Source organism: Paenibacillus sp. AK002, assembly GCF_053903045.1.
The window spans coordinates 1206557-1226930 of the sequence record NZ_CP096377.1; the positions used below are offsets into that span (position 1 = coordinate 1206557).

At 47.4% G+C, this 20374-nt stretch carries 18 protein-coding genes; 16 read left to right on the plus strand and 2 right to left on the minus strand.

The features are described 5' to 3' along the window. Positions 1–2: 2 nt before the first annotated feature. From M1D70_RS05165 to M1D70_RS05190, 6 genes are all read left to right on the plus strand, one after another. Positions 3–1118 carry a DUF917 domain-containing protein gene (locus tag M1D70_RS05165; protein ID WP_456289319.1) on the plus strand — a complete coding sequence of 372 codons (1116 nt, stop codon included), beginning with the start codon at positions 3–5 and terminating at the stop codon, positions 1116–1118. Continuing rightward, positions 1115–2692 (plus strand): hydantoinase/oxoprolinase N-terminal domain-containing protein, encoded by a 1578-nt coding sequence (locus tag M1D70_RS05170; RefSeq protein ID WP_456289320.1) that lies wholly within the window; start codon positions 1115–1117, stop codon positions 2690–2692. The genes M1D70_RS05165 and M1D70_RS05170 overlap by 4 nt, the downstream gene beginning before the upstream one ends. Positions 2693–3124: 432 nt before the next feature. Continuing rightward, positions 3125–4303, plus strand: coding sequence for a DUF4317 domain-containing protein (locus M1D70_RS05175; protein ID WP_192569651.1), 1179 nt, complete (start codon positions 3125–3127; stop codon positions 4301–4303). A gap of 271 nt (positions 4304–4574) precedes the next feature. Beyond that, positions 4575–5279, plus strand: coding sequence for an ABC transporter ATP-binding protein (locus M1D70_RS05180; protein WP_096775026.1), 705 nt, complete (start codon positions 4575–4577; stop codon positions 5277–5279). Next, entirely contained in the window at positions 5279–7606 is a 2328-nt protein-coding gene (locus M1D70_RS05185; protein ID WP_456290389.1) for an ABC transporter permease, read from the plus strand. The genes M1D70_RS05180 and M1D70_RS05185 overlap by 1 nt, the downstream gene beginning before the upstream one ends. Positions 7607–7639: 33 nt before the next feature. Beyond that, a complete protein-coding gene (locus M1D70_RS05190; RefSeq protein ID WP_456289321.1) occupies positions 7640–7780 on the plus strand; it encodes a hypothetical protein in 141 nt (46 codons plus the stop codon). A gap of 623 nt (positions 7781–8403) precedes the next feature. Here M1D70_RS05190 and M1D70_RS05195 read toward each other — a convergent pair. Together M1D70_RS05195 and M1D70_RS05200 are read right to left on the minus strand one after the other, a co-directional pair. Beyond that, complete coding sequence (locus M1D70_RS05195; protein ID WP_009593410.1) at positions 8404–9525, minus strand: hypothetical protein; 1122 nt, start codon at positions 9523–9525, stop codon at positions 8404–8406. A gap of 975 nt (positions 9526–10500) precedes the next feature. Next, on the minus strand, positions 10501–11037 hold the full coding sequence (locus M1D70_RS05200; RefSeq protein ID WP_456289322.1) for a hypothetical protein: 537 nt from the start codon (positions 11035–11037) through the stop codon (positions 10501–10503). Between the two features lie 144 nt (positions 11038–11181). On the opposite strand from M1D70_RS05200, the gene M1D70_RS05205 reads away from it, so the two are divergent. The 10 genes from M1D70_RS05205 to M1D70_RS05250 all read left to right on the plus strand — a co-directional run bounded on the left by M1D70_RS05205 (position 11182) and on the right by M1D70_RS05250 (position 20356). Continuing rightward, positions 11182–12033 carry a PRK06761 family protein gene (locus tag M1D70_RS05205; protein WP_456289323.1) on the plus strand — a complete coding sequence of 284 codons (852 nt, stop codon included), beginning with the start codon at positions 11182–11184 and terminating at the stop codon, positions 12031–12033. A gap of 33 nt (positions 12034–12066) precedes the next feature. Then, positions 12067–12507, plus strand: a complete 441-nt coding sequence (locus M1D70_RS05210) for a hypothetical protein (protein WP_456289324.1) — start codon at positions 12067–12069, stop codon at positions 12505–12507. Between the two features lie 122 nt (positions 12508–12629). Beyond that, positions 12630–13379 (plus strand): superoxide dismutase family protein, encoded by a 750-nt coding sequence (locus M1D70_RS05215; protein ID WP_456289325.1) that lies wholly within the window; start codon positions 12630–12632, stop codon positions 13377–13379. A gap of 340 nt (positions 13380–13719) precedes the next feature. Next, positions 13720–15306 (plus strand): spore germination protein, encoded by a 1587-nt coding sequence (locus tag M1D70_RS05220; RefSeq protein WP_394056466.1) that lies wholly within the window; start codon positions 13720–13722, stop codon positions 15304–15306. Positions 15307–15316: 10 nt separating this feature from the next. Further along, complete coding sequence (locus M1D70_RS05225) at positions 15317–16432, plus strand: GerAB/ArcD/ProY family transporter (protein WP_456290390.1); 1116 nt, start codon at positions 15317–15319, stop codon at positions 16430–16432. Further along, positions 16429–17577, plus strand: a complete 1149-nt coding sequence (locus M1D70_RS05230; RefSeq protein WP_456289326.1) for a Ger(x)C family spore germination protein — start codon at positions 16429–16431, stop codon at positions 17575–17577. The genes M1D70_RS05225 and M1D70_RS05230 overlap by 4 nt, the downstream gene beginning before the upstream one ends. Before the next feature lie 26 nt (positions 17578–17603). Beyond that, positions 17604–17837: a hypothetical protein gene (locus tag M1D70_RS05235; RefSeq protein ID WP_456289327.1), complete on the plus strand. Its 234-nt coding sequence runs from the start codon at positions 17604–17606 to the stop codon at positions 17835–17837. Between the two features lie 188 nt (positions 17838–18025). Continuing rightward, entirely contained in the window at positions 18026–18400 is a 375-nt protein-coding gene (locus M1D70_RS05240; protein WP_456289328.1) for a hypothetical protein, read from the plus strand. Between the two features lie 112 nt (positions 18401–18512). After that, entirely contained in the window at positions 18513–19250 is a 738-nt protein-coding gene (locus M1D70_RS05245) for an SMI1/KNR4 family protein (protein ID WP_456289329.1), read from the plus strand. Positions 19251–19696: 446 nt separating this feature from the next. Then, entirely contained in the window at positions 19697–20356 is a 660-nt protein-coding gene (locus M1D70_RS05250; protein WP_456289330.1) for a hypothetical protein, read from the plus strand. Positions 20357–20374: the final 18 nt, after the last annotated feature.

A 20374-nucleotide genomic window follows, 5' to 3' on the forward strand; every position in this document is an offset into this window, starting at 1 on the left:
GCATGAACAAAGCAACCAGATTAACTACATTGGATGAACAAGCCATTGAATATATCGCGATCGGAGCTGCGGTGCTTGGCACGGGCGGCGGTGGAGATCCGCATGTCGGAAAATTGATGGCCATGGAGGCGATCCGCAAGTTTGGCCCGGTCCGAATTGCCCAGCTCGAAGAGCTGGACGATGAAGGGCTTATCGTGCCGGTATCGATGATCGGAGCACCGACGGTGATGCTGGAGAAAATCCCTTCGGCTGAACAGCTGACCAAACCGCTTGACCTGATGGAAAAAGAGCTCGGCCGCAAGGTGGATGCCGTTATGCCGATCGAGGTCGGCGGCGGCAACTCGCTCGTTCCCGTCATTGCGGCGGCACAGCGGGGAATTCCGCTCGTCGATGCCGATGCGATGGGGCGTGCGTTTCCCGAATCGCAGATGGTGACGTTCCATCTGGAAGGCATCCCGTGCAGCCCGGTGGCGATGGCGGACGAGCGCGGAAACAGCGCGCTGATGCATACGATTGACGGCGTGTGGGAAGAACGGATGGCACGTGCGCTGACGGTGGAGATGGGTGGTTCTGCCTCCATCTGCGATTATCCGGTATCCGGCGCGCAGGTGAAGCAGAGCGCGATCGGCGGCACGCTGACGCTCGCCTATGAGATCGGGCGGACGCTGTTCGAAGCAAAGCAGCAGAAGCTGAACCCTGTGCGCGAATTGCTCGCGAAGCTGAACGGCCATGCCTTGTTCCATGGCAAGGCCGTGGATATCCGACGCCGCATGGATGGCGGTTTTACGCGCGGCGAAGCCGTATTCGAAGGTACCGGCGAGAACAAGGGAACAACGATGCGGCTGTTTTTCCAGAATGAGTTCCTGCTCGCCACCGTTGACGATCAACCGCTCGCGATTACGCCTGATCTGATTACGCTGTTGGATCAGGATACGGGCATGCCGGTGACGACGGAGAACTTGAAGTATGGTGCCCGGGTGACGGCAGCAGGGTTGCCATGCGACGACAAATGGCGCACGCCAAAAGGCATTGAGACGGCCGGGCCGAGATATTTCGGTTATGACTTTGATTATGTGCCGATCGAGACGTTGGCTTCGAAAGGAGGTGCGGCGAAATGACCAAGACTACAACTTCTAATGCAAACCGGAATTACCGCATTGGCATTGATGTGGGAGGGACGAATACGGACGCCGCCCTGCTGGATTCCGACTTGCGCTGCGTGCACAAGGTGAAGGTCCATACGACTGCCGACGTGAACGAAGGCATTGTGGAAGCCGTTCGCCGGCTGCTGCACGAAAGCGGCGTGAATGGAGCAGACATTCGCTATGCGATGCTCGGCACCACGCATTGCACCAATGCCATCGTGGAGCGCAAGCATCTCGGCCGGATCGGCCTGATTCGCATCGGCGCACCGGCCACGACGGCGGTTCCGCCGCTGGCCGGCTGGGACGAATCGCTGCGCGCGGCAGTTGGGCCGCATAGCTATGTCGCCTCAGGCGGCTATGAGTATGACGGCCGCAAGATCGCCAATCTGGATGAAGAGGAGATCGCCGAACTGTGCCGCCGGATGAGCGGCGAAGTCGATGCGGTGGCGGTATGCGGCGTATTTGCTCCTGTGAATCGTGAGCAGGAGAAGCGCGTTGGAGAGATCGTGCGCGAGGTGTTGGGTTCGGACATGCCGGTTACCTACTCCAGCGAGATCGGCAGCATCGGATTGCTGGAGCGGGAGAATGCCTCCGTGCTGAACGCGGCGCTGCTGCAAGTTATTGCAGGCGTAGTGCGCGGATTTGAGGAAGCGCTGAACGGCTTCGGCATCCATGCCCAGCTGTACATTTGCCAGAATGACGGCACGTTGATGAAGAGCGAATATGCGCTCCGTTACCCGATTCTGACGATTGCGTGCGGACCGACGAATTCGATTCGGGGCGCTGCACACTTGTCCGGGCTGAGCGACGCGCTGGTCGTTGACATCGGCGGCACGACGACGGATATCGGCGTGCTCGTGCAAGGCTTTCCGCGCCAGTCGTCGGCAGCGGTGGATATCGGCGGCATTCGCACGAATTTCCGGATGCCGGACATTTTGTCCATTGGCCTCGGCGGCGGCACGATCGTCCGGCTGGACGACGCAGGCGGCGTAACGGTTGGCCCGGACAGCGTGGGCTACAAGCTGACGACACGGGCCCTCATCTTTGGCGGAGATACGCTGACGACAACGGACGTAGCCGTGAAGATGGGCCGGGCCGCATGGCCGGGCACAAACGCGGATGCAGTGGACGAAGCTGTATGCGGTAAGGTGGATGCCGTCATGCAGCAGATTCTGGAGGATGCCATTGACCGGATGAAAACGAGTGCCGACCCGGTCGATGTCATTCTGGTTGGCGGCGGCAGTCTGTTGGTACCGGATACGCTGGCAGGGGCAAGCCGAATCATCCGGCCGGACAATTATGATGCGGCGAACGCAATCGGCGCGGCGCTGGGAGAGGTTAGCGGCGAGTCGGAGCGGATCTATTCGCTGGACGACTGGAGCTATGACGACGTCATCCGCGATGCGAAGGAAAGCGCCATGAACGAGGCAACGGCAGCTGGCGCGAATCCGGAGACCGTACAGATCGTGTCCGTCGAGGACATTCCGATTGCGTATTTGCCGGGCAATGCGCTGCTCGTGAAAGTGAAAGCTGCGGGCAAGCTGTAACGCGCAAGGCATGTGCCTCGCTCGGGAGCTTTGCGGCCACATGAGAAGTGGCGCATAGCCAGGCAGCATTCGTATGGATGCTCGGCGGCGAATGGCGTGCGAACAGAGTAACATGAAATGGTGATACGGAACGAACCCGTATCACCATTTTTTTATTACGAGCCTGACTCCCCTGATGAATCAACCGACTTCTTTTTGATATTTTCCATGATGATGCCGGTCCGAGATAAGGAAAATACACACGGTGAAGTCAGATGTTTTTTCAAGGAATATCCTCGACTCAGGTATTTAAATATGCCACAATAAAAGATCAGGGCCATAGGGATATGGACCCTAGGCACGACAATGCAAGCCAAGATCACTTACCAATTTGCGTTCCAATAATTTATACTAATTAAGCCAGATTATATTGAAGGAGCTGCCGAATCGGATATGAACAAAAAAGAAGTCGCCAATATACGCAAGCAATTTAAGCTGGATCACGATTTAATGAATATTTACGATATTCTCAATGTCTATATTACAAAGGAAACGAATGAAATCTATCATTGGGAGCGCCTGCCGTTCGAGCTGGTGGATCGGGAGAAGCAAGAGTTATACATGGGGAATTTCAAAAAACTGCTGACCGGCGAGCTGGATCAAAAATTGTTCGAATTGAGGTTCCAGGAAGCAGCGGAGGAACCGGCGCAGGTCATGCTTCACCAAGCGCTCGTGTCGGGTGATCCGGAAGAATGGCAGGACTTGATGCTGATGCTGGTGGATCGAATGCTGAAGGATGCCCAATATGAGCGGGACATGGTGGTCACGTTCGTTCGGGGACAGTATTATTTGCCGACCAAGGCGAGAAACGATGAAGCGGAAGAGAGCGAGAAGAACGAGGTGTTCGCCCATCCGTTCATTTTATGCAGCGTGAATTCTACGGAGAAACAACGGAAGACGCTCTTGTTCGATTATGTGGAGCGGGAGTTCAAGTATAATGTCATTGTAGATCCGATTATCAAGTTAAGTGCGCCAGAGCAAGGATTCCTGTATCCTAGCGTGACGGACAATTATTCCGATGTGAATCGTATTTTGTATTGTACGGGAAAATCGAATTTTCCGGATCCGCATTTTGTCGAGCAGGTCTTGAACGGAGAAAGATCCGTGACGGCACTTGAAGAGCGAGCGATCTTCGAGGATATCGTCAAGGAAGTGGCCGGCGAACAGCTCGATTCAGCCACCATTGCCCAGGTGTACGAGGAAATCAACCGGGTGATCGAAATGAACGAAGAGACGAAGGAGGAAGAACCTCCGAAGCTGGATTATAAAGATCTGGAGCGCGTGCTGAACGCAAGCGGCGTAGAGGACGTGACAACCGAGAAGGTGGAGCGGGCATTCGAAACCATCGTGGACAACAAGAACTATGAGATGAAAGCAACCAGCGTCATGCCGAAGTATACTACCAAATCCATTAAGATTGAAACCAAGGTAGCTACGATTTCGGTGAGCCCGCAGGATTTAAGGTATGTCAAACAGGTGAATTTCCAAGGTAAACGCAACATCATGATTGAAGTCGACGAAGATGTCGCGATTGAAGGGTTTACGCTGGCTTCAGAGACGCTTTTAAGTTAAATCAGTTCCATTTCAGACAAGATCAGGTATCGTACGCAGGAACAGACCGCTATCCCACAGTTGGATGGCGGTCTTTTTGTTTTTCTTCCTTTTAGAAAATTGCGTCCGGAGTCAGTAATCGCATTCCCTTAGCCCGTCGCTAAAGCGAAATCCTTCCTGAGGCTGATGATGGAATACGTCGCGTGTCGGGTGTCTCTTGTACCGTAAGGTGTAATGATGAGATTAAACGCATCAAGGCCAACTGAAAATCCAAGACGGGGAGATGTACGAAGTGACAACGTTAATCGAATTCAAAAAGGTAACCAAGGCCTATCCAATCGGCGAAGTGACGATTCAAGCCCTGGCGGGTGTTGACTTCTCCATATTAGAGGGGGAATTCGTCGTGATTCTAGGGGCCAGCGGGGCAGGGAAAAGCACGATTTTGAACATCCTCGGCGGGATGGATACGGCTACTTCGGGACAAGTGTTTGTTGGAGATCAAGAGATTACGGGATGGAGCGAGAAGAGATTAACCGAATACCGCGGCGAGCAGGTTGGCTTCGTATTTCAATTCTATAACCTGATTCCGAATTTGAATGCGCTGGAGAACGTGGAATTTGCGACAGAGGTATGTAAGGACCATCTGGATGCACGAGATATTTTACATAAGGTTGGACTAACGGATCGTTTGAAGAACTTCCCTTCCCAGCTCTCTGGCGGCGAACAGCAAAGAGTTGCGATCGCAAGAGCGGTTGCCAAGAATCCCGCGCTTCTCCTCTGCGACGAACCCACCGGTGCTCTGGATTATGTAACAGGAAAGTCCGTCTTAAAGCTTCTTCAAGATTTGAACCAGGAAACGAAGACATGCGTCGTGCTGGTCACCCATAACTCGGCCATCGCGCCGATGGCGGATAAAGTGATCCGCGTCAAGAGCGGGAAGATCGAGAGCATCACGATCAATGAGCACAAACAAAGCGTTGAAGGGATCGAGTGGTGATGAAGATTTTAGCGTTGAAATTGTTAAGGGACATGAAACAGTCGGTAGGACAATTCATAGCCATTGTTTTGGTCATCGCGGTGGGAGCTTTTTTCTACACGGGGCTGGTCACCTTGAGCGACAATCTTAGCGGCTATACGAAGGGGTATTTTCAAGAACATAATCTAAGCGACTTCAACGTCTATTACAGTCAAATTTCCGCAGGAGATGTCGAGGATTTAGGGAGTATTGATGGCATTCAACATATCGAAGGGCGTTATACCGTCCAGGCCGAACAGGCTTTTGAAAATCATAAAGCTACTTTAACGGTGCATTCGATCCCCGTACCGAATGCAATCAACACGTCCAGGATGATGGAGGGCAGGATGCCAGAAGGGCCGAATGAGATCCTGTTGGACTCCCACTATGCCGAGGCGCATCATTACCGTGTCGGTGATTCCATCAGTCTCCGTGTGAATGACAAGGACATGACGTTCACGATCAGCGGCTTGAATGAGAATGTGGAGCATGCCAAGAAGAACGAAACCCAGGACCACCAAGCTTATGGAATCGCTTATATCCCCGAAGAGACCATTCCTGAAATCGCAGGCGGCATGTACTACAATGAGATCCTGATTGATGCCAAGGACGGTTACGACATGGACCAGTTAGGCCAGGCCATTGAAGCACATTCCCAGTCACTCCCTTATGTAAGCCAGGTTAGCAAAGAACGGACCTTCAACTATTCCCAGACCCAGCAAACGATTCATAATAATAAGCTGATGAGCAGAGTGATCCCGATCGTTCTCTTTTTGATTGAAGCGGTGATTCTGTTTCTGATCATGTCGAGGATTATCGATTCCCAGCGAAATCAAGTGGGCATTATGAAGGCATTAGGGGTGAAAAAAAGAAGCATCATGCTGCATTACATGGGCTACCCCGTGCTGGCAGGTGTCATCGGCTCCATCCTGGGCTATGCCATCGCTGCCGCCCTGTTCATTCCACTCATAACAACGTCGATTGGAAGATCTTACTCCCTACCTGACCTGACGTTCTCCCTTTCGTTCTTTACGCTCCTACCTCCGATGATCTGCTCCAGTGCGTTTGGCATGCTGTCCTGCTATTTCAGCGGCAGAGCGATTTTGCAAGAACGTGCTGCGCAGGCAATGCGTCCGAAGCCACCCAAGAAGATGAAGAGGCTGTTCATCGAGAACATTCCAGGGATGTGGAGTCGGCTCCCTTACAGTTACAAGATCATTCTAAGAAATATCTTCTTAAATAAACAAAAAGCACTCGCAAGCTCCGTTGGCGTTGTGGTCAGTACGGTTTTGTTGATCACGGCTTTCGGCACGCAGACGGCCCTGCTCAAGGTAGCCGGCCAGATTGAAGAGGTAAATACGTATGATTTACGAGTCGATTATGCAATGGGATCGTTTCCGGATCCGGCAGCACTGCCCTCCGGCATTGCAGACCATTATAGGTTGTCCACCTACCCTGTGGAACTCATCCAAGGGGAAAACAAAGAAAATGCTACGCTTGTGGTTACGGAGCAGGATAATGAGCTGATTCGCTTTTATGATGAACAAGGCAATCGGCTATCGTTAGAAGACCATGGCGTGCTGGTACCGAAATCTTACGCGGATCAGTATCATATAGCCGAAGGGGATACGATCCAGCTTCAATTCACCGCACCGGAGCTTAACCAAACCATCGTTGATATGAAGGTTCTGGATATTTCCACACAATACTCGAATCCGTCGTTCTACAGCACACCGAATTATATGAAGAGTTTGGGTATCGACTACGATCCCGCCTCGCTGTTAGTGAGCGTCCATAGCGCTGCCGATCTGGCAGGCGTTCGCAGCTTCTTCGAACAAGACCCGCAGGTGGAGGCCATTGCGGACAAGGATGATCTGAAGAAATCAGCGCAGTATATGCTAAAGCAAAACAGCTTTATTTTCATCATGTTTATCATCTGTGCCGTCATTCTGTCCTTCGGCGCCATCTACACGATCTCTTCCATCAACATTTATGAAAGGAACCGTGAGCTTGCCACCCTGAAGGTCTTAGGCTATCCCAAACGTAAAATCAACCGGCTGATCTTCTCTGAGAACATGCTGTTAACCGCTTTTGCGGTCATTGTTGCTCTGCCGATCAGCGGTTATGTTTATTCGATTATCATCCAGGCGCTCTCGAGTACGCATCAGCAAATTCCGGATCAATTAAACCTTGTGATTATGCTGGCATCGGTTGTGCTGGCATTCTTCCTGACCCTCCTCTCCAACCTCATGCTTCGGAAAAAAGTGACGCGGATTCACATGATTGAGTCGTTGAAGGGTGTGGAGTGATTTGGATGCCCGCAAGCAGTACAGAGTACCGATATGAAGGAGTATCTGCTCGCGATGCGGATGCTGACGGTGCCACTCAGGGAGAAATCTGGTGAACATGCAGGACATCAAGAGATGATCGCTAACCTGCTGTTCGAGTTGGGACAGGAGTGGGGATCAACCCGCGTTGGATGACAAGTTCAAAGGCTGCCCATTCGGCAGCCTTTTTGCTGTCTTTTTCCGGTAATCCAAGTGTACGGGCTGCAGCACCTTGATCTATAATAAGGGACGTGCATGCATGGCAAAATTCAATCGCGAATGGAATAGGAGAACAAATGATGAAACAAAAAAATGGCCGTCATCGGCCTGAAAGTGGATTTAATCGACTATACAGTATGCTTGCTAAGATGCCGTTATTGGATTATCTTCAAGACGGCTTAGACATGTTACGTATACGACATGTCATTGAGAAGAGGGATGTAAAAACAGTAAAGTGAGTAAATTGGCGGTGTGGCTTGAAGCTACATTGTCTTTTTTATGTCTCATATACATATACCAGTGTATTGATTAAAATGTAGAATGTGGTATACGAACAATCGCTAAAGTTTGACAAACGTCTGCATCCAGCGTACGGGGGATGGTATAAAAAAATTCCACAGCATTTCCATCTCCACACCAAGATTTTTTATAAAGATCTTATTATTAGCGCAATAAACACGAAAAAAAGTTGCAACCTTTAAGCGAATCATCGAAAAAATATGAGGTAATATAAGGAGATAAATATAAAAAGAGCAGTGTATAAACTGCCCTGTTGTCTATTAGTAATCTGACCATGATTCGAGTATTCCGTTATAGAAGTGGAGATAAGTATCACCATATATCCATTGATCCATTGTTAATGTATTACTTGAATAAGAAGATGTATCATTTGGTCTTCCCCATGATAACAATACCTGATCTTGATTCATACCAATAGCAATTTTTTGCTGTACTATTCTATTCCAAGTGGCATCGCTCCATTTAGGATAAATGCTTTTTGGGTTAACAGTATAAAACCCATTTCTAATCACTATACCAGGATCATCATAAAAGGGTAGCTTAAAAGTGACAGCTGCTCCACTTGATCTTTTCGCTTCAACGAGAAGGGTTTTTCCTTTCATCTTTACAGATTTGAAATAAACCTTCTCTATATTTAATAATGGATTAGACGAGGGTAGATAGTTTTTATCTGCCCAATAATATTTTCCTGAGTAGATGTAGTTGATTGTTTCATACAAGAAATAACTACAGAAGGAATCAGGCTCTGAGCCAATTACTATTTCTTCAATCACTTTTCCATTATTCAACAATATCTTAAACGCTACACTATTTCCACTGTACGGAAGAATCTCGATTACACGCCCAACTTGTTCCCCCTCATATATGTACACTTTTTTGCCCATGAAAGTTTTTAGATTGTCATTCTTTACTTGTTTTATCTGAGAGATTAATTTATCTGATTTAGCTTTACCCTCATTATTGCTCCATAGGAAAATTGTATTAGGCTCATATTCATGTTTACCAGAGTACCCTGTTATCTTATAAAGGTAATCTAGTTTTATATAAGTGACCCCATCTAATAAAACTGAGTTACTATTATTTATTTTATATGTTCCTTTTTTTGATTTAACTGTTATTGGCTTGGCGTAGTTTATCGTTATGTCTTTAAACTTAGAAATTATCTTTACAGGAACATACGTTCCATGATTTTTAATTCCATCGATAGTATAGGATTTTTCGCGTGTTACAAGAATTTCACCATCTAAAAAAACTGCAATTTCATCAGATATATAAGCATTGTTTGGCACAACGTTTGAAGCGGCATTAGCTTCTGTTTTGGGAATTAAAATTGAAAAAAATGATGCTAATAGAATAATAGGAAAAATTAGTGCTTTCTTCATATTTACCTCCGGAATTAGTGGATTGTAGTTAAGTATAAAGTAACATATATGAACTTTGGTTACTAGCAAGATCTTCTTGTTTATGGCTAATAGAGAGGGGTGAGATACAAACATTTTTAGTGTTGTTGTGAACGGATAATTGAATTCTCTTTGAGTAGTAGTCTATGAATTCTATGAATTCCTTATGGTATAATTATCCCTAAACTTAAAACTAGATAGAGGGGGATCAAATGAATACAAAAATTAATGAGAGACCACCCGCTGTTTTTATATCATATATTGGACAACGCCCCAGCATGAGAATGGGTATATAGTTTAGCGGAGAGGCTTAGAGCTGTAGATGGAATTGATGTTAAATTAGATAAATGGGATTTAAGGGAAGGATATGGCGAGTTTGTGGGTTTCGGTACCTTGGAGCAGGTTCAAGACGAGGTTTCCGCATACGGTGCATGTAGAGAGAGTGGCGGAGTTGGTAAGTAAGTATACAGGTTTAAATCACATCCAGTTGAGGTGATCCATGGTGTTTGTGCAATGTAGCAGTTTCATCACGCTCGGCCTGTAAAGGATGACGTAACCCTCTTGGCGCCTTTGCAGGCTGGGCCTTATCCCAAGGGGCGTGATGGAATGAAAAGCAAAGGCAACAATCGTACTCGTTCGTATTACCGTCATCATCGGCGGAGAGTGATCCAGCGTAAGAGCAGGCTTGCTAAACAGCTTGGTTGGCATGCCAAGTTTACAGGTGAGTTTGCTAAGGGGAAGATTCATTGCTCTTGCAAATATTGCAGGGTGAAATCTAGAGAATTCGGATGGTCTAAGTCTGATCTTGTAAAACTTGCGCGTATGAATGAGTTTAGTAGTTTGGAGTAGGGTGTTAGGTTGAATGTGGGAAAGGCCGTAGATGGTAATGTCTACGGTCTTATATTTTGCTCAACGATGTTCAATAAAAAAACGGCAGGTTATACCCTGCCGCTTGCTCTACTCCAGATCCTCTAGAATGTATGTGAAAACATCGTCCACAAGCTTCACGATACTGCGTATTTCCTTATCGAACGTTGAGCTGGTGATTGTTCCTTTATTATAAGAGTCGACGTTCAGCTTGACTCCGGAAGTTTTGGCTAAAGAAATTTCTTTAACTTGTCCATTGAGTTCTTTTTTCGTTTCAGCTGTTTCCTTATTGCAGACTTTCTTTGCTTCACTAAGACTTTTCTTAGCCTTATCAAGTGTTGCCTTCATTTGACTCAGTTCCGTCTTGCTGGCTTTGGACTTCTTAAGGTTGTTGTACTTGGATGTCAGCTGCTTGGATTGATTCGTGAGGGTGGTTACATTGGAGCACACAGGAGCTTTATATGTCCGAATAGCAGACTTAACCTCCTTTAACCTCTTGTTGTAATCCTCAAAGTAGATCTTATTAACCTCGGAGATCGACATTTTGATGGAGGGTGGGGCAGCATAAGCCTGTGACGGGAGAATTAAGATAGCGAACATCAACAAAAGGGCTAAAGTCTTCTTCATTTATGTATGAACACCTCTCTATAAGTAGTAACATTATCATACCTTAATTTGGGTCTAATCAATAGATAGAGAAAAGGATATTCACAGGCTCCCACTGAATACATGAAGCTGCAAGCATTTCTTGAGAATTGAAGGGGATTTGAAATGAAGACGAAATTAATCATGGTTGAGGGCCTGCCGGGGTTCGGCAAGTCAACGACGTCCCGTATGATTCATGCCATTCTTTCCGAGCACAACATCGAGTCCCGGCTGGTGATGGAGGGGGATACCAACCACCCGGCGGATTATGAGGGAATCGCATGTCTGACGGAAGAGGAATTCGGGCAGTTGCTGGAAGTCGCAGGCCCTTTTAAAGAAATAATGCTCGAACGGGCTGTCAAAAAAGGCAGCTGGAACCTCTTGCCCTACCAGAAGCTGAAGAACGAATATGGCGCTTCTTTTCCGGATGATCTATATCATTCGTTGGCTAAGAAGGATATTTACGAGCTCCCGCTGGACCTCAACCGGTGGCTCATCACCGATCGGTGGGAGGCATTTGCGGAGCAGGCGCTGCATGAGCCTACCGTCACGATTTTTGAGTGCTGTTTCATTCAGAATCCGGTGACCGTCGGCATGGTGAAGCATGATGCGCCGGAAGATCAAGTGACGGACTACGTGCTGGGGCTGGAAAAAGCGGTTCTTCCGCTAAATCCCCTCCTGTTCTACATTGAGCAGAACGACCTGGAATACGCATTCCGCAAGGCCATTCGGGAACGCCCGGAGGATTGGTCCACAGGGTTCGTTCATTACTACACTGGACAGGGCTATGGCAAACATCACGGTCTGGAAGGCGTCGAAGGGACTCTGCAAGTATTGGAAGCCCGGCGCGAGTTGGAGCACAGGATCTTGGACAAGCTCGGACTGAACAAGGAGTTAATCAATAACTCCCTTTACGACCAAGAGAACTATAGAGCCATGCTAATAGACAAGCTGAAGTTGCATGGGATCATCCCATAATATTTTCATAGATAAGGAAGGACGGTTTTATATATGAAGCGATTATTCATGATCATGATGCTTTACATGACGGCTCTATTGGTAGGCTGCGAGAAGGAACCCGGTTGGGAGACGATGCAGCTTCTGGACGAACAGGTTGCCGAAATCCGGATTTCGGATTTCGAGACATGGGACGAGATGAATGGGGATACACTGTTGTCCTTTAAGGATGCGAAAGATGTAAGAGCGTTTGAGGAAGCGATCCGTACCGCTCGCAAGCAGCCGGATGATGCCAAACGTACGGACCCGGATTACGATGTGATGGTCGTCTATGCCCAGCAATCTCCGATTCATGCCATCAAGCTGTGGTTGGGGGAAGAGGGTCAGGAAAGTGTGTTCAGCTATGGGTTCAAAGAATGGGGAGAAGATGTATATGTGGTTTCCGCCAAACATACGGATCGGATGAGAGAACTCATTTTGCCAGAGGGGCGTTAAAACCGTTATCGAGCCCCTCTCTGACCAACCCAAATGCCTCTTATCCCATAAAATAACGACTTGGATGTATAAAATCAGTCGATTGGGAGATGAATGAATATCATCATTCAGGAGGCGATGAAGTGAAAAAGTTGACCAACAAGTTAAAATATATGGCTGGGGCGTTTCTGGCCGGAGCCCTGCTAATTATAGGGATTATGTTCGCTGCTGCGAATCCAGAAGGAACCTTAGGTACGATTCAACACACGATGTCTAAAATAAGCCACTTCGTTAATGGCAAGGACAACGCCACCGCCGATGGCCCTTTTGCGGAACAAGAGACGGCGACCTCGGATCCTAACATTCCTACCGGCAGCGATGCGCCAGCTCGCATGGTTTCAGATCCGGTTAACCAACCCGTGTACTGGGGCGAGGCTTCCAGGAAGGAATCCCTGGGGCAGCCTGTAGTCAAGCTGTACAATGCGGCGGGCGAGCCGGTTGGTTCCGCTACCTTGGAGCAGATCCATGACGGGGTTAAGGTTAAGATTACCGCATCCGGCCTCACTCCAGGCAAGCATGGGTTCCATGTGCATGAGAATGCGATAAAGGGAACGGATTTTAAATCTGCCGGGGGGCATTTTAATCCGACCCACAAGCATCATGGCCTGGAGAATCCGCAAGGAAGCCATGTCGGCGACATGCCGAACCTGGTCGTGGGCGCAGACGGCACCGTGGAAGCGGAGACAATCATTCAGCATGGCACGCTGGAAAAGAACCAGCCGAACTCGGTGCTGGGACGTTCGCTGATCATACATGCCGGCGAGGATGACAATGTCACCGACCCGGCGGGCAATTCCGGGGACCGTGTGGCTGGCGGGAATATCCCGGAATAATCTGAAAAGTTGCAGCACATGCGGTTGCTGCATATGAAATTCCAGTGAAAAACGCATCTCCACAAGGAGGTGCGTTTTTTTGATGGTTGCACACCGGAAGATGATAGAAGGAACTGGTGGAGTTTTCTGGTGGAGTTTTTATGTAAGGTGTAATCTGGAGGCTGAATCGTTAAAAGTTCAAGGACTGTTGAAGGATCATTGAAGTTACGGTTTGGACCAGATCAGGGAAATGAACTTGAACTTCCTGTAATGGTATATTTTGATAAGGAAACGGGATACTAAGTGTAACTTGAAAAAGAACTTTTTCATATCCTTACACCATGGAGGAAGTGGAATAGAGGTGTTGTTTCGCAGAAAGTTCAAGTCCAGAAAAAACAACAATAAAGCGTCCAAAACGCATAAAGCACAACAGACGGATGCACAGGACCCACAACCGCTTCACCCTGATTTGAACCAAAACCTGGACGTGCTGCAATTGCTGTATAAAGACTGCTCTGATGTGGTTTTTCGCTCTTTCTCAATTGCTGGTCATATACAGGCCCAATTAATTTACATAAAAGGTCTATCCAATGTTGAAGAGATGGATAGCCACGTGTTAACACCGCTTATGAAAAAAGCGGAACGGAAATCGGTTCATCCACAAACGTTGATTGAGCAGAGGCTGTCCGTGGCGGAGGTTACAAAGATTGCGACTTTTAATGCCTGTATCGAACAGTTATCGGTCGGGAATCCAATTTTGTTATTGGAGGGTCATGGGCAGGGGTTTGCCCTGGGATTGGCTAAATGGGAGAAGCGATCCATCGAAGAGCCTACAGGTGAACTGGTTGTCAGAGGGCCGCGTGAAGGGTTTACGGAAGCCATGGAGGTCAATACCTCTATGCTGCGAAGAAAGATTAGAAGCCCTCAATTAAAGATGAAATCGTTGAAGTTGGGCCGTTATACGCAAACCGCGATTACCCTCGCTTATATTGAAGATCTGTCCGATGGAACGTTGGTTGAAGAAGTGACTAACCGCCTTAAACGAATAGATGTCGACGGGATTCTGGAATCCGGTTATATAGAAGAACTGATTCAAGACTACTCTTACTCCCCTTTTCCGGAAGTGCTTATTACGGAACGGCCTGATACGGCGGTTTCCAGTCTGCTTGAGGGACGAGTGGTTATCCTTGTAGATGGTACGCCTTTTGTGTTGGTTGCTCCGACAACATTCTTTTCTTTGTTTCAATCGGCAGAGGATTATTACCATCATTTTATGATAGCTACGGCAACCCGTTGGCTGCGCTATCTATTTCTTTTTATTTCTCTTTTGTTCCCGTCGCTATATGTTGCCATTATTACATACCATCAAGAGATGGTGCCTACGACATTGCTGCTTACGATGGTTGATTCCCGAGAAGTCGTTCCTTTCCCGGCGCTGGTGGAGGCTCTGCTTATGGAGATCACGTTTGAAGGGTTGCGGGAAGCAGGACTTAGACTTCCAAAACAGGTAGGGGCTGCCGTCAGCATTGTGGGAGCATTGGTGATCGGCCAAGCAGCTGTGGACGCCGGTTTAGTATCAGATCATATGGTTATGGTCGTTGCGATTACCGGTATCGCTTCCTTCACCATTCCGCGTTACAATCTTGCAATACCTATCAGGCTGCTGCGTTTTCCGGTCATGCTGCTGGCTGGGACGTTTGGGCTTGTAGGGATCGTGACAGGTATCCTGGCCATCATGACACATCTGAGCATGCTGCGTTCCTTCGGCGTTCCTTATCTTTCTCCGGCCGCTCCCATGAAAGGAAGGGATATGAAAGATGCGCTCATGCGCGCCCCTTTATGGAAATTAAATACGCGTCCCCATCTTACAGGGGAATATAATAAATATCGGCAAAGTTCTAATCAGAAACCGACTTCCGATCGGGGAGGCGATGGAGAGCAAGGGTGAGGTGAGTTCGATGATAGAAAAGGGAAAAATATCTGCCTTGCAAATGGGAATATTGATGTACCACGCTATTTTGGCAACGGGAATTCTTTTTATTCCGGCTTCCGTCTTTGAAGCGGCTAAGCAGGATTTATGGATCTCGCCGATTTTGGCTTCCCCGCTGGGGGTTTTAAGTATATATATCGCATACAGGTTGAACAAGCTTTATCCGGAAGCGACCATTATGCAATACAGCGAACATATTCTTGGAACCTTTCTCGGCAAAGTACTGGGGCTGGTTCTGCTAATATTGCTGGTGACTTCGTTAAGTGTGATGTTCTGGCAGTACGGAGAATTCGTGGTTAGTGAATTTCTGCCGCATACCCCGAAAGTGGTCATCATCGGCATGATGCTACTGTTATGCGCATTTGCATTACATGGGGGACTTGAAGTTATTAGCAGGCTTTCCGGAATGGTTTTTCCGGTTTTTTTCTTTCTTTTTCTAGTGATTATTATTCTGTTGCTGCCGGATGTCGATATGAAACGGATGCTCCCCGTGATGGAAAATGGATGGATGCCCGCATTAAAGGGGTCATGGGTGTTATACACATGGTTCGCCCAATTCGGCATCGTTTATTTTTTTCTCCCCTTCCTAACCGATCGTCAAAAAGGGATGAAATTTGGGATGCTCTCCGTATTCGTTGTTACGCTAACGCTGGTGGTGACCAATCTGATCGTGATTTGGGTTTTCGGGGATGTGACAGCGAATTTTAATGCTCCACTCATGAGCGCTTCCAGGTATATTAGCATTGCTGAATTTTTGTCTCATCTCGAATCACTCGTTATGGCGCTTTGGATTGCGGGAACCTTCATCAAGCTCTGTGCTTTTTATTATATCGTGGTACTGGGAACTGCCCAGTGGCTTAACCTTTCCAGCTATCGATTGCTTATATTGCCAATGGGGTTTTTGGTTGGGGTATTTGCCATGCAGGCATTTCTTAATTCAGCGGAGGCGGCGGAGCATTTTGAAGTCGTCTCACGCGGGGTGATGGATACTTTAGTATATGGGGTAGCGATTCCCGTATTTCTTTTGTGTGCAGCATACCTACGTACTACGTTTTTCAAGCGTAAAGGAGCGTCAAAGAAATGAGACGGGTCATCACCCTTTGTTTCGTTTGTGTAATTTTGTTGTTGCTTACGGGCTGTTGGGATCGACGGGAAACCAATGATCTTGCGATTGTTACCGGAGTGGCTCTGGATAAAACGGAAGAGGGAAATATCGAAATCACCGTTGAAGTACATTCCCCTGGCGGCAATAAAAGCGGCGGACAGGACGGGAGTCAGGGAGGAGGCAGCAGCACCATTCTTCGGACGGGATCAGGTGTATCAATACCTGATGCGATCGAGGATCTTGATGAGAAGATGTCCCGTGAAATTCTTTGGAGCCATGCGGAGGCGATCGTGATCAGCAAGGCGTTTGCCGAGACAGGAATTGTTAGCGAATTGGATTTCTTTGTCCGCCATCCTGAGCCGCGCTTGAGAAGCTATGTGTTCATTAGTAAAGGAAGTGCCAAAGAGATCGTTGCTTTAAGCCCTCCGTTGGAAAGAAGCTCATCTGAGGCACTGATCAAACTGGCTGAATCCGACGTGCTAATGAGAGCGACACTGTTAGACTTAATGGAGATGTTAAAGGGTGAGTCCGGGGATGCCATTCTTCCTATGATTGATATCTTGCCTCCGGAAGAAGGGCAGTCACCGAGGGAAACGATCGCGTATATCAATCGCTCCGCTATTTTAAGGCAAGGGAAAATGATCGGATCCATCGATGACAAGCTGACCAGAGGAGTAATGTGGTATAGAAATCAGATTAAAGAGACGATTGTCACAGTGAAGCCTGAGGGAGCAGATGGGTATGTATCGATGAATTTAATTAAGGGAAACGCCGATTTAATTCCGGAAATCGATGGACAACAATTAACAATGACAATAAGGATCGAGACCGTGGACGATATCATTCAGAATCAAACGGACTTGGACCTAAACGAAGTGGAAAGCATTAGAAAGCTGGAAGATGCATTGGCTCAAAAGATTGAAGGGCGTCTGTCGGCCACGCTTGAAATCGTGCAAAAAGAGATGAAAGCGGACGTGATCGGTTTTGCAGATGAATTCAGGCGCAAATACCCGGACGAGTGGCGGGAGCTAAAAGGTGAATGGGATGATAGATATCCTACAGTTGATGTGATTTTTGATATTAAGGCACATGTTTTAAGAACAGGAAAAGGCGGGACGTCTTGAGCCTTCTCAAGCAAAGAGGTGAAAGCATGAAAGTGGTTTATATCGTCGGTATAACAGTCCTCGTCCTGTTGATGCTCTCCTATCAATTGCCTAGAATAAAATCAGCCGAGAGGAAAGAAAAAGCCGCCTTTGCAACCCTGACGGGCATGGGGTGGGTGATCGCATCCATGTACATTATTTTCCCGACAATGACCTCTCCGGCCAAAATCATTGATTTTCTATTGGTTCAGTTAAGAAATATCATTATGAGTCCTTTTTAGTCAAGGACGACCGGTTATAATGTGATGTCGTTCTTGCATGGAAACGAAGCGGAGGATACTGCGGAGCGATTAGGGCGAGGCGTTGCGGCTCTGCATGGCAAGCGTGCTGAGTTGTTCTTGTTGCTTCCCTCCTAACTTCCTGTTCGCCAAGAAATCAGGATCAAATAGAAGAATCCGTAAAATTGGATATGATAAATATTTATATGTACCGTAATGATTCCAGTCGCGTTCAACCCGAACTGATCAATGTTCAAAGTGACCCTGATTTGCTGAGGAATGCCGCACAATGGGCACAGAGTGGGGAACCCGAACAACTGCCTAAAATTCAAGAAATTAAACAAATGTATGTCTTTCAATTTCAATTTCGCAACGGAGATACGATCCAAGATGTCTATTATATGTATGTTACCGACACGAGTAATGAGCAGTACATGAAGGAATTTGAAGGGAGTCTTAAAAAAGATACGGACAAATTTGATGCTTCAGAAAAAGAACGGATACTGCATTTAATCGGACTTGAAGGCTGGAAAAAGGTTTCAGTTTCAGACTTATTCAATTCATGATTGTTAGATTGAATAAATTAGATTGTATTCGTTGCGAAGCGTATCAATATTCTCTATAAGAACTCGCAGAAGCTTGTTGAACGATATACATCGAGGAGGTTGACCCAACTTTATGAAAGCGACAATCGAAGGACTTCTCCATGTATTAGGAGAGCATCATAAGGGGTCCCACGGCATTCCGGAGGCGGACATACAAGCAAAGGAACAGAGCCTGGGTTTTTCATTGCCGACGGTGCTGCGGGAATATTATAAGATTTTGGGGCATTCCCCATACATCACCCAAGGGTGCAACAACCAATATGAACCGCTCCCTCTGCAGGATGTGTTCATTCCGGATGATACTTTTTTTACGACAGATAAGGCGTTTCTGGTCTTCTATCAAGTAGAGGAGTCCGTGATATATTGCGGGATCAGACTTCAGGATTTGGAGCAGGAAGATCCGCCGGTCTATTTGTGCGCGTGGAACTCTCCAGACTGGCAGCTGGAAAATCGATCGCTTCAACGTTTTCTCGCTGGCAAGGGATTCGTTCAGTTGGGCGTTGAGGATCGGCTGCCGTATTGGGCTATATTCGATGAGAGCATGTGGAGCTTGCCCGACTATCGCGGATGTATGCGTCTGGAGGAAGCGGAGCATGAGATGGAGGAAGGATCGGAGCTGAATGCATGGAAAATCTATCTGAAGGACGATGTGCTGATCGTGTTTGAACTTGACGTATCCGAAGAGGAGACGGATGAACTGTTGGCTGTATACCTGGCGTCCTTTCAGAGAGCGAGCATGGAGAATTTGCTGAGCGAGATGGGTAAGGCAACTGACTTGCCTTCATTTCGAACGAATCTGTCAGCACAGTGATAGGTTGAGGGAGCGAGTAGGAAGTGGCAGATGGGATGGATGGCGTAAACCATTTGCATATTATTGAAGTAAGATTCTCGCATGCACATCCTTGAACGCTGACTTCTGAAAAAGATTTTGAGGCGACTAATGGCTCTTCTTGAAGAATGCCTATCATAAGCGCTTCCCCGTCCTTTGGGGGAAATATATTGTAGATTCGTTTGCATCTCGAGAGAGGTGCTTTTTTTTGTTTTAAGATTCCTTACGATCCCTTCACCAATTACAGCAAGATTTGAAAAGTAAGGGCAGGCTATATTTGTTAAGTTATATTCGACAAACATAATAAGGAAGGGGCCGTAGCAAAAAAATTCAAAATAACCTCAATGGATGGTTGGAGTCGAAAACCTGTCATGTCGAGAAAAGACTTGGCGATCATGTTATTAATATCTAGAAGTGGAGGAATCATCGTGAATATAGAGCACAATAAAGAGGGAAGTAAAACAATAATAACACCACATGTTCTCAAACGGTGGTCAGGATTTATGGCAGTAATAGCAGGGATTCTATATATCGTCATTCAGTTTATCCACCCGACAGATGATATCTCTTCTGTGCACACAAACTCTTGGGTAGTGGTTGCATGCTTGACTATGGCTATGTCGCTCTTTAACCTGATCGGAATTACGGGATTCTATATAAGCCAAGCGAAAGAAGCGGGGTGGCTTGGCTTGGTCGGTTTCCTTTTGTTCAATCTGTTCTGGTTAATCTCAATCATTTTTAGTTTCATCGAAGCATTCGTTTTGCCGTTGTTGACAAGTGATGCTGAGAAGTTTGTGGAAGGTATGGCTGGACTCTTTGGAGGAACGGTTAGCGAGGCTAATCTGGGGATCTTCCCAATATTAGCACCGCTCGCGGGAGTATTGTATATGCTAGGAGGTCTGTTGCTAGGCATCGCCACATTACGTGCCAGAGTCTTCCCTCGCCTAGCAGCAATTCTGCTGGCCTTCGCTTCTGTAGTGACCATTGCTGCTGCAATCCTCCCCCATCCGTTTGATCGGGCATTGGCGATACCGATGGGAGTTGCTCTTATATGGATCGGATATATTATTTGGTCGGAACGTAAGTAAGCATCGAATTAGAGATGT

Excerpts from the sequence above, each read along its gene's own strand:
- M1D70_RS05245 (WP_456289329.1), top strand. The coding sequence starts at position 18,513 with ATGAAAGCGACAATCGAAGGACTTCTCCATGTATTAGGAGAGCATCAT.
- M1D70_RS05205 (WP_456289323.1), top strand. The coding sequence starts at position 11,182 with ATGAAGACGAAATTAATCATGGTTGAGGGCCTGCCGGGGTTCGGCAAG.
- M1D70_RS05240 (WP_456289328.1), top strand. The coding sequence starts at position 18,026 with ATGATAAATATTTATATGTACCGTAATGATTCCAGTCGCGTTCAACCC.
- M1D70_RS05190 (WP_456289321.1), top strand. The coding sequence starts at position 7,640 with ATGAAGGAGTATCTGCTCGCGATGCGGATGCTGACGGTGCCACTCAGG.
- M1D70_RS05200 (WP_456289322.1), bottom strand. The coding sequence starts at position 11,037 with ATGAAGAAGACTTTAGCCCTTTTGTTGATGTTCGCTATCTTAATTCTC.
- M1D70_RS05165 (WP_456289319.1), top strand. The coding sequence starts at position 3 with ATGAACAAAGCAACCAGATTAACTACATTGGATGAACAAGCCATTGAA.
- M1D70_RS05225 (WP_456290390.1), top strand. The coding sequence starts at position 15,317 with ATGATAGAAAAGGGAAAAATATCTGCCTTGCAAATGGGAATATTGATG.
- M1D70_RS05175 (WP_192569651.1), top strand. The coding sequence starts at position 3,125 with ATGAACAAAAAAGAAGTCGCCAATATACGCAAGCAATTTAAGCTGGAT.
- M1D70_RS05230 (WP_456289326.1), top strand. The coding sequence starts at position 16,429 with ATGAGACGGGTCATCACCCTTTGTTTCGTTTGTGTAATTTTGTTGTTG.
- M1D70_RS05185 (WP_456290389.1), top strand. The coding sequence starts at position 5,279 with ATGAAGATTTTAGCGTTGAAATTGTTAAGGGACATGAAACAGTCGGTA.
- M1D70_RS05195 (WP_009593410.1), bottom strand. The coding sequence starts at position 9,525 with ATGAAGAAAGCACTAATTTTTCCTATTATTCTATTAGCATCATTTTTT.
- M1D70_RS05235 (WP_456289327.1), top strand. The coding sequence starts at position 17,604 with ATGAAAGTGGTTTATATCGTCGGTATAACAGTCCTCGTCCTGTTGATG.
- M1D70_RS05170 (WP_456289320.1), top strand. The coding sequence starts at position 1,115 with ATGACCAAGACTACAACTTCTAATGCAAACCGGAATTACCGCATTGGC.
- M1D70_RS05210 (WP_456289324.1), top strand. The coding sequence starts at position 12,067 with ATGAAGCGATTATTCATGATCATGATGCTTTACATGACGGCTCTATTG.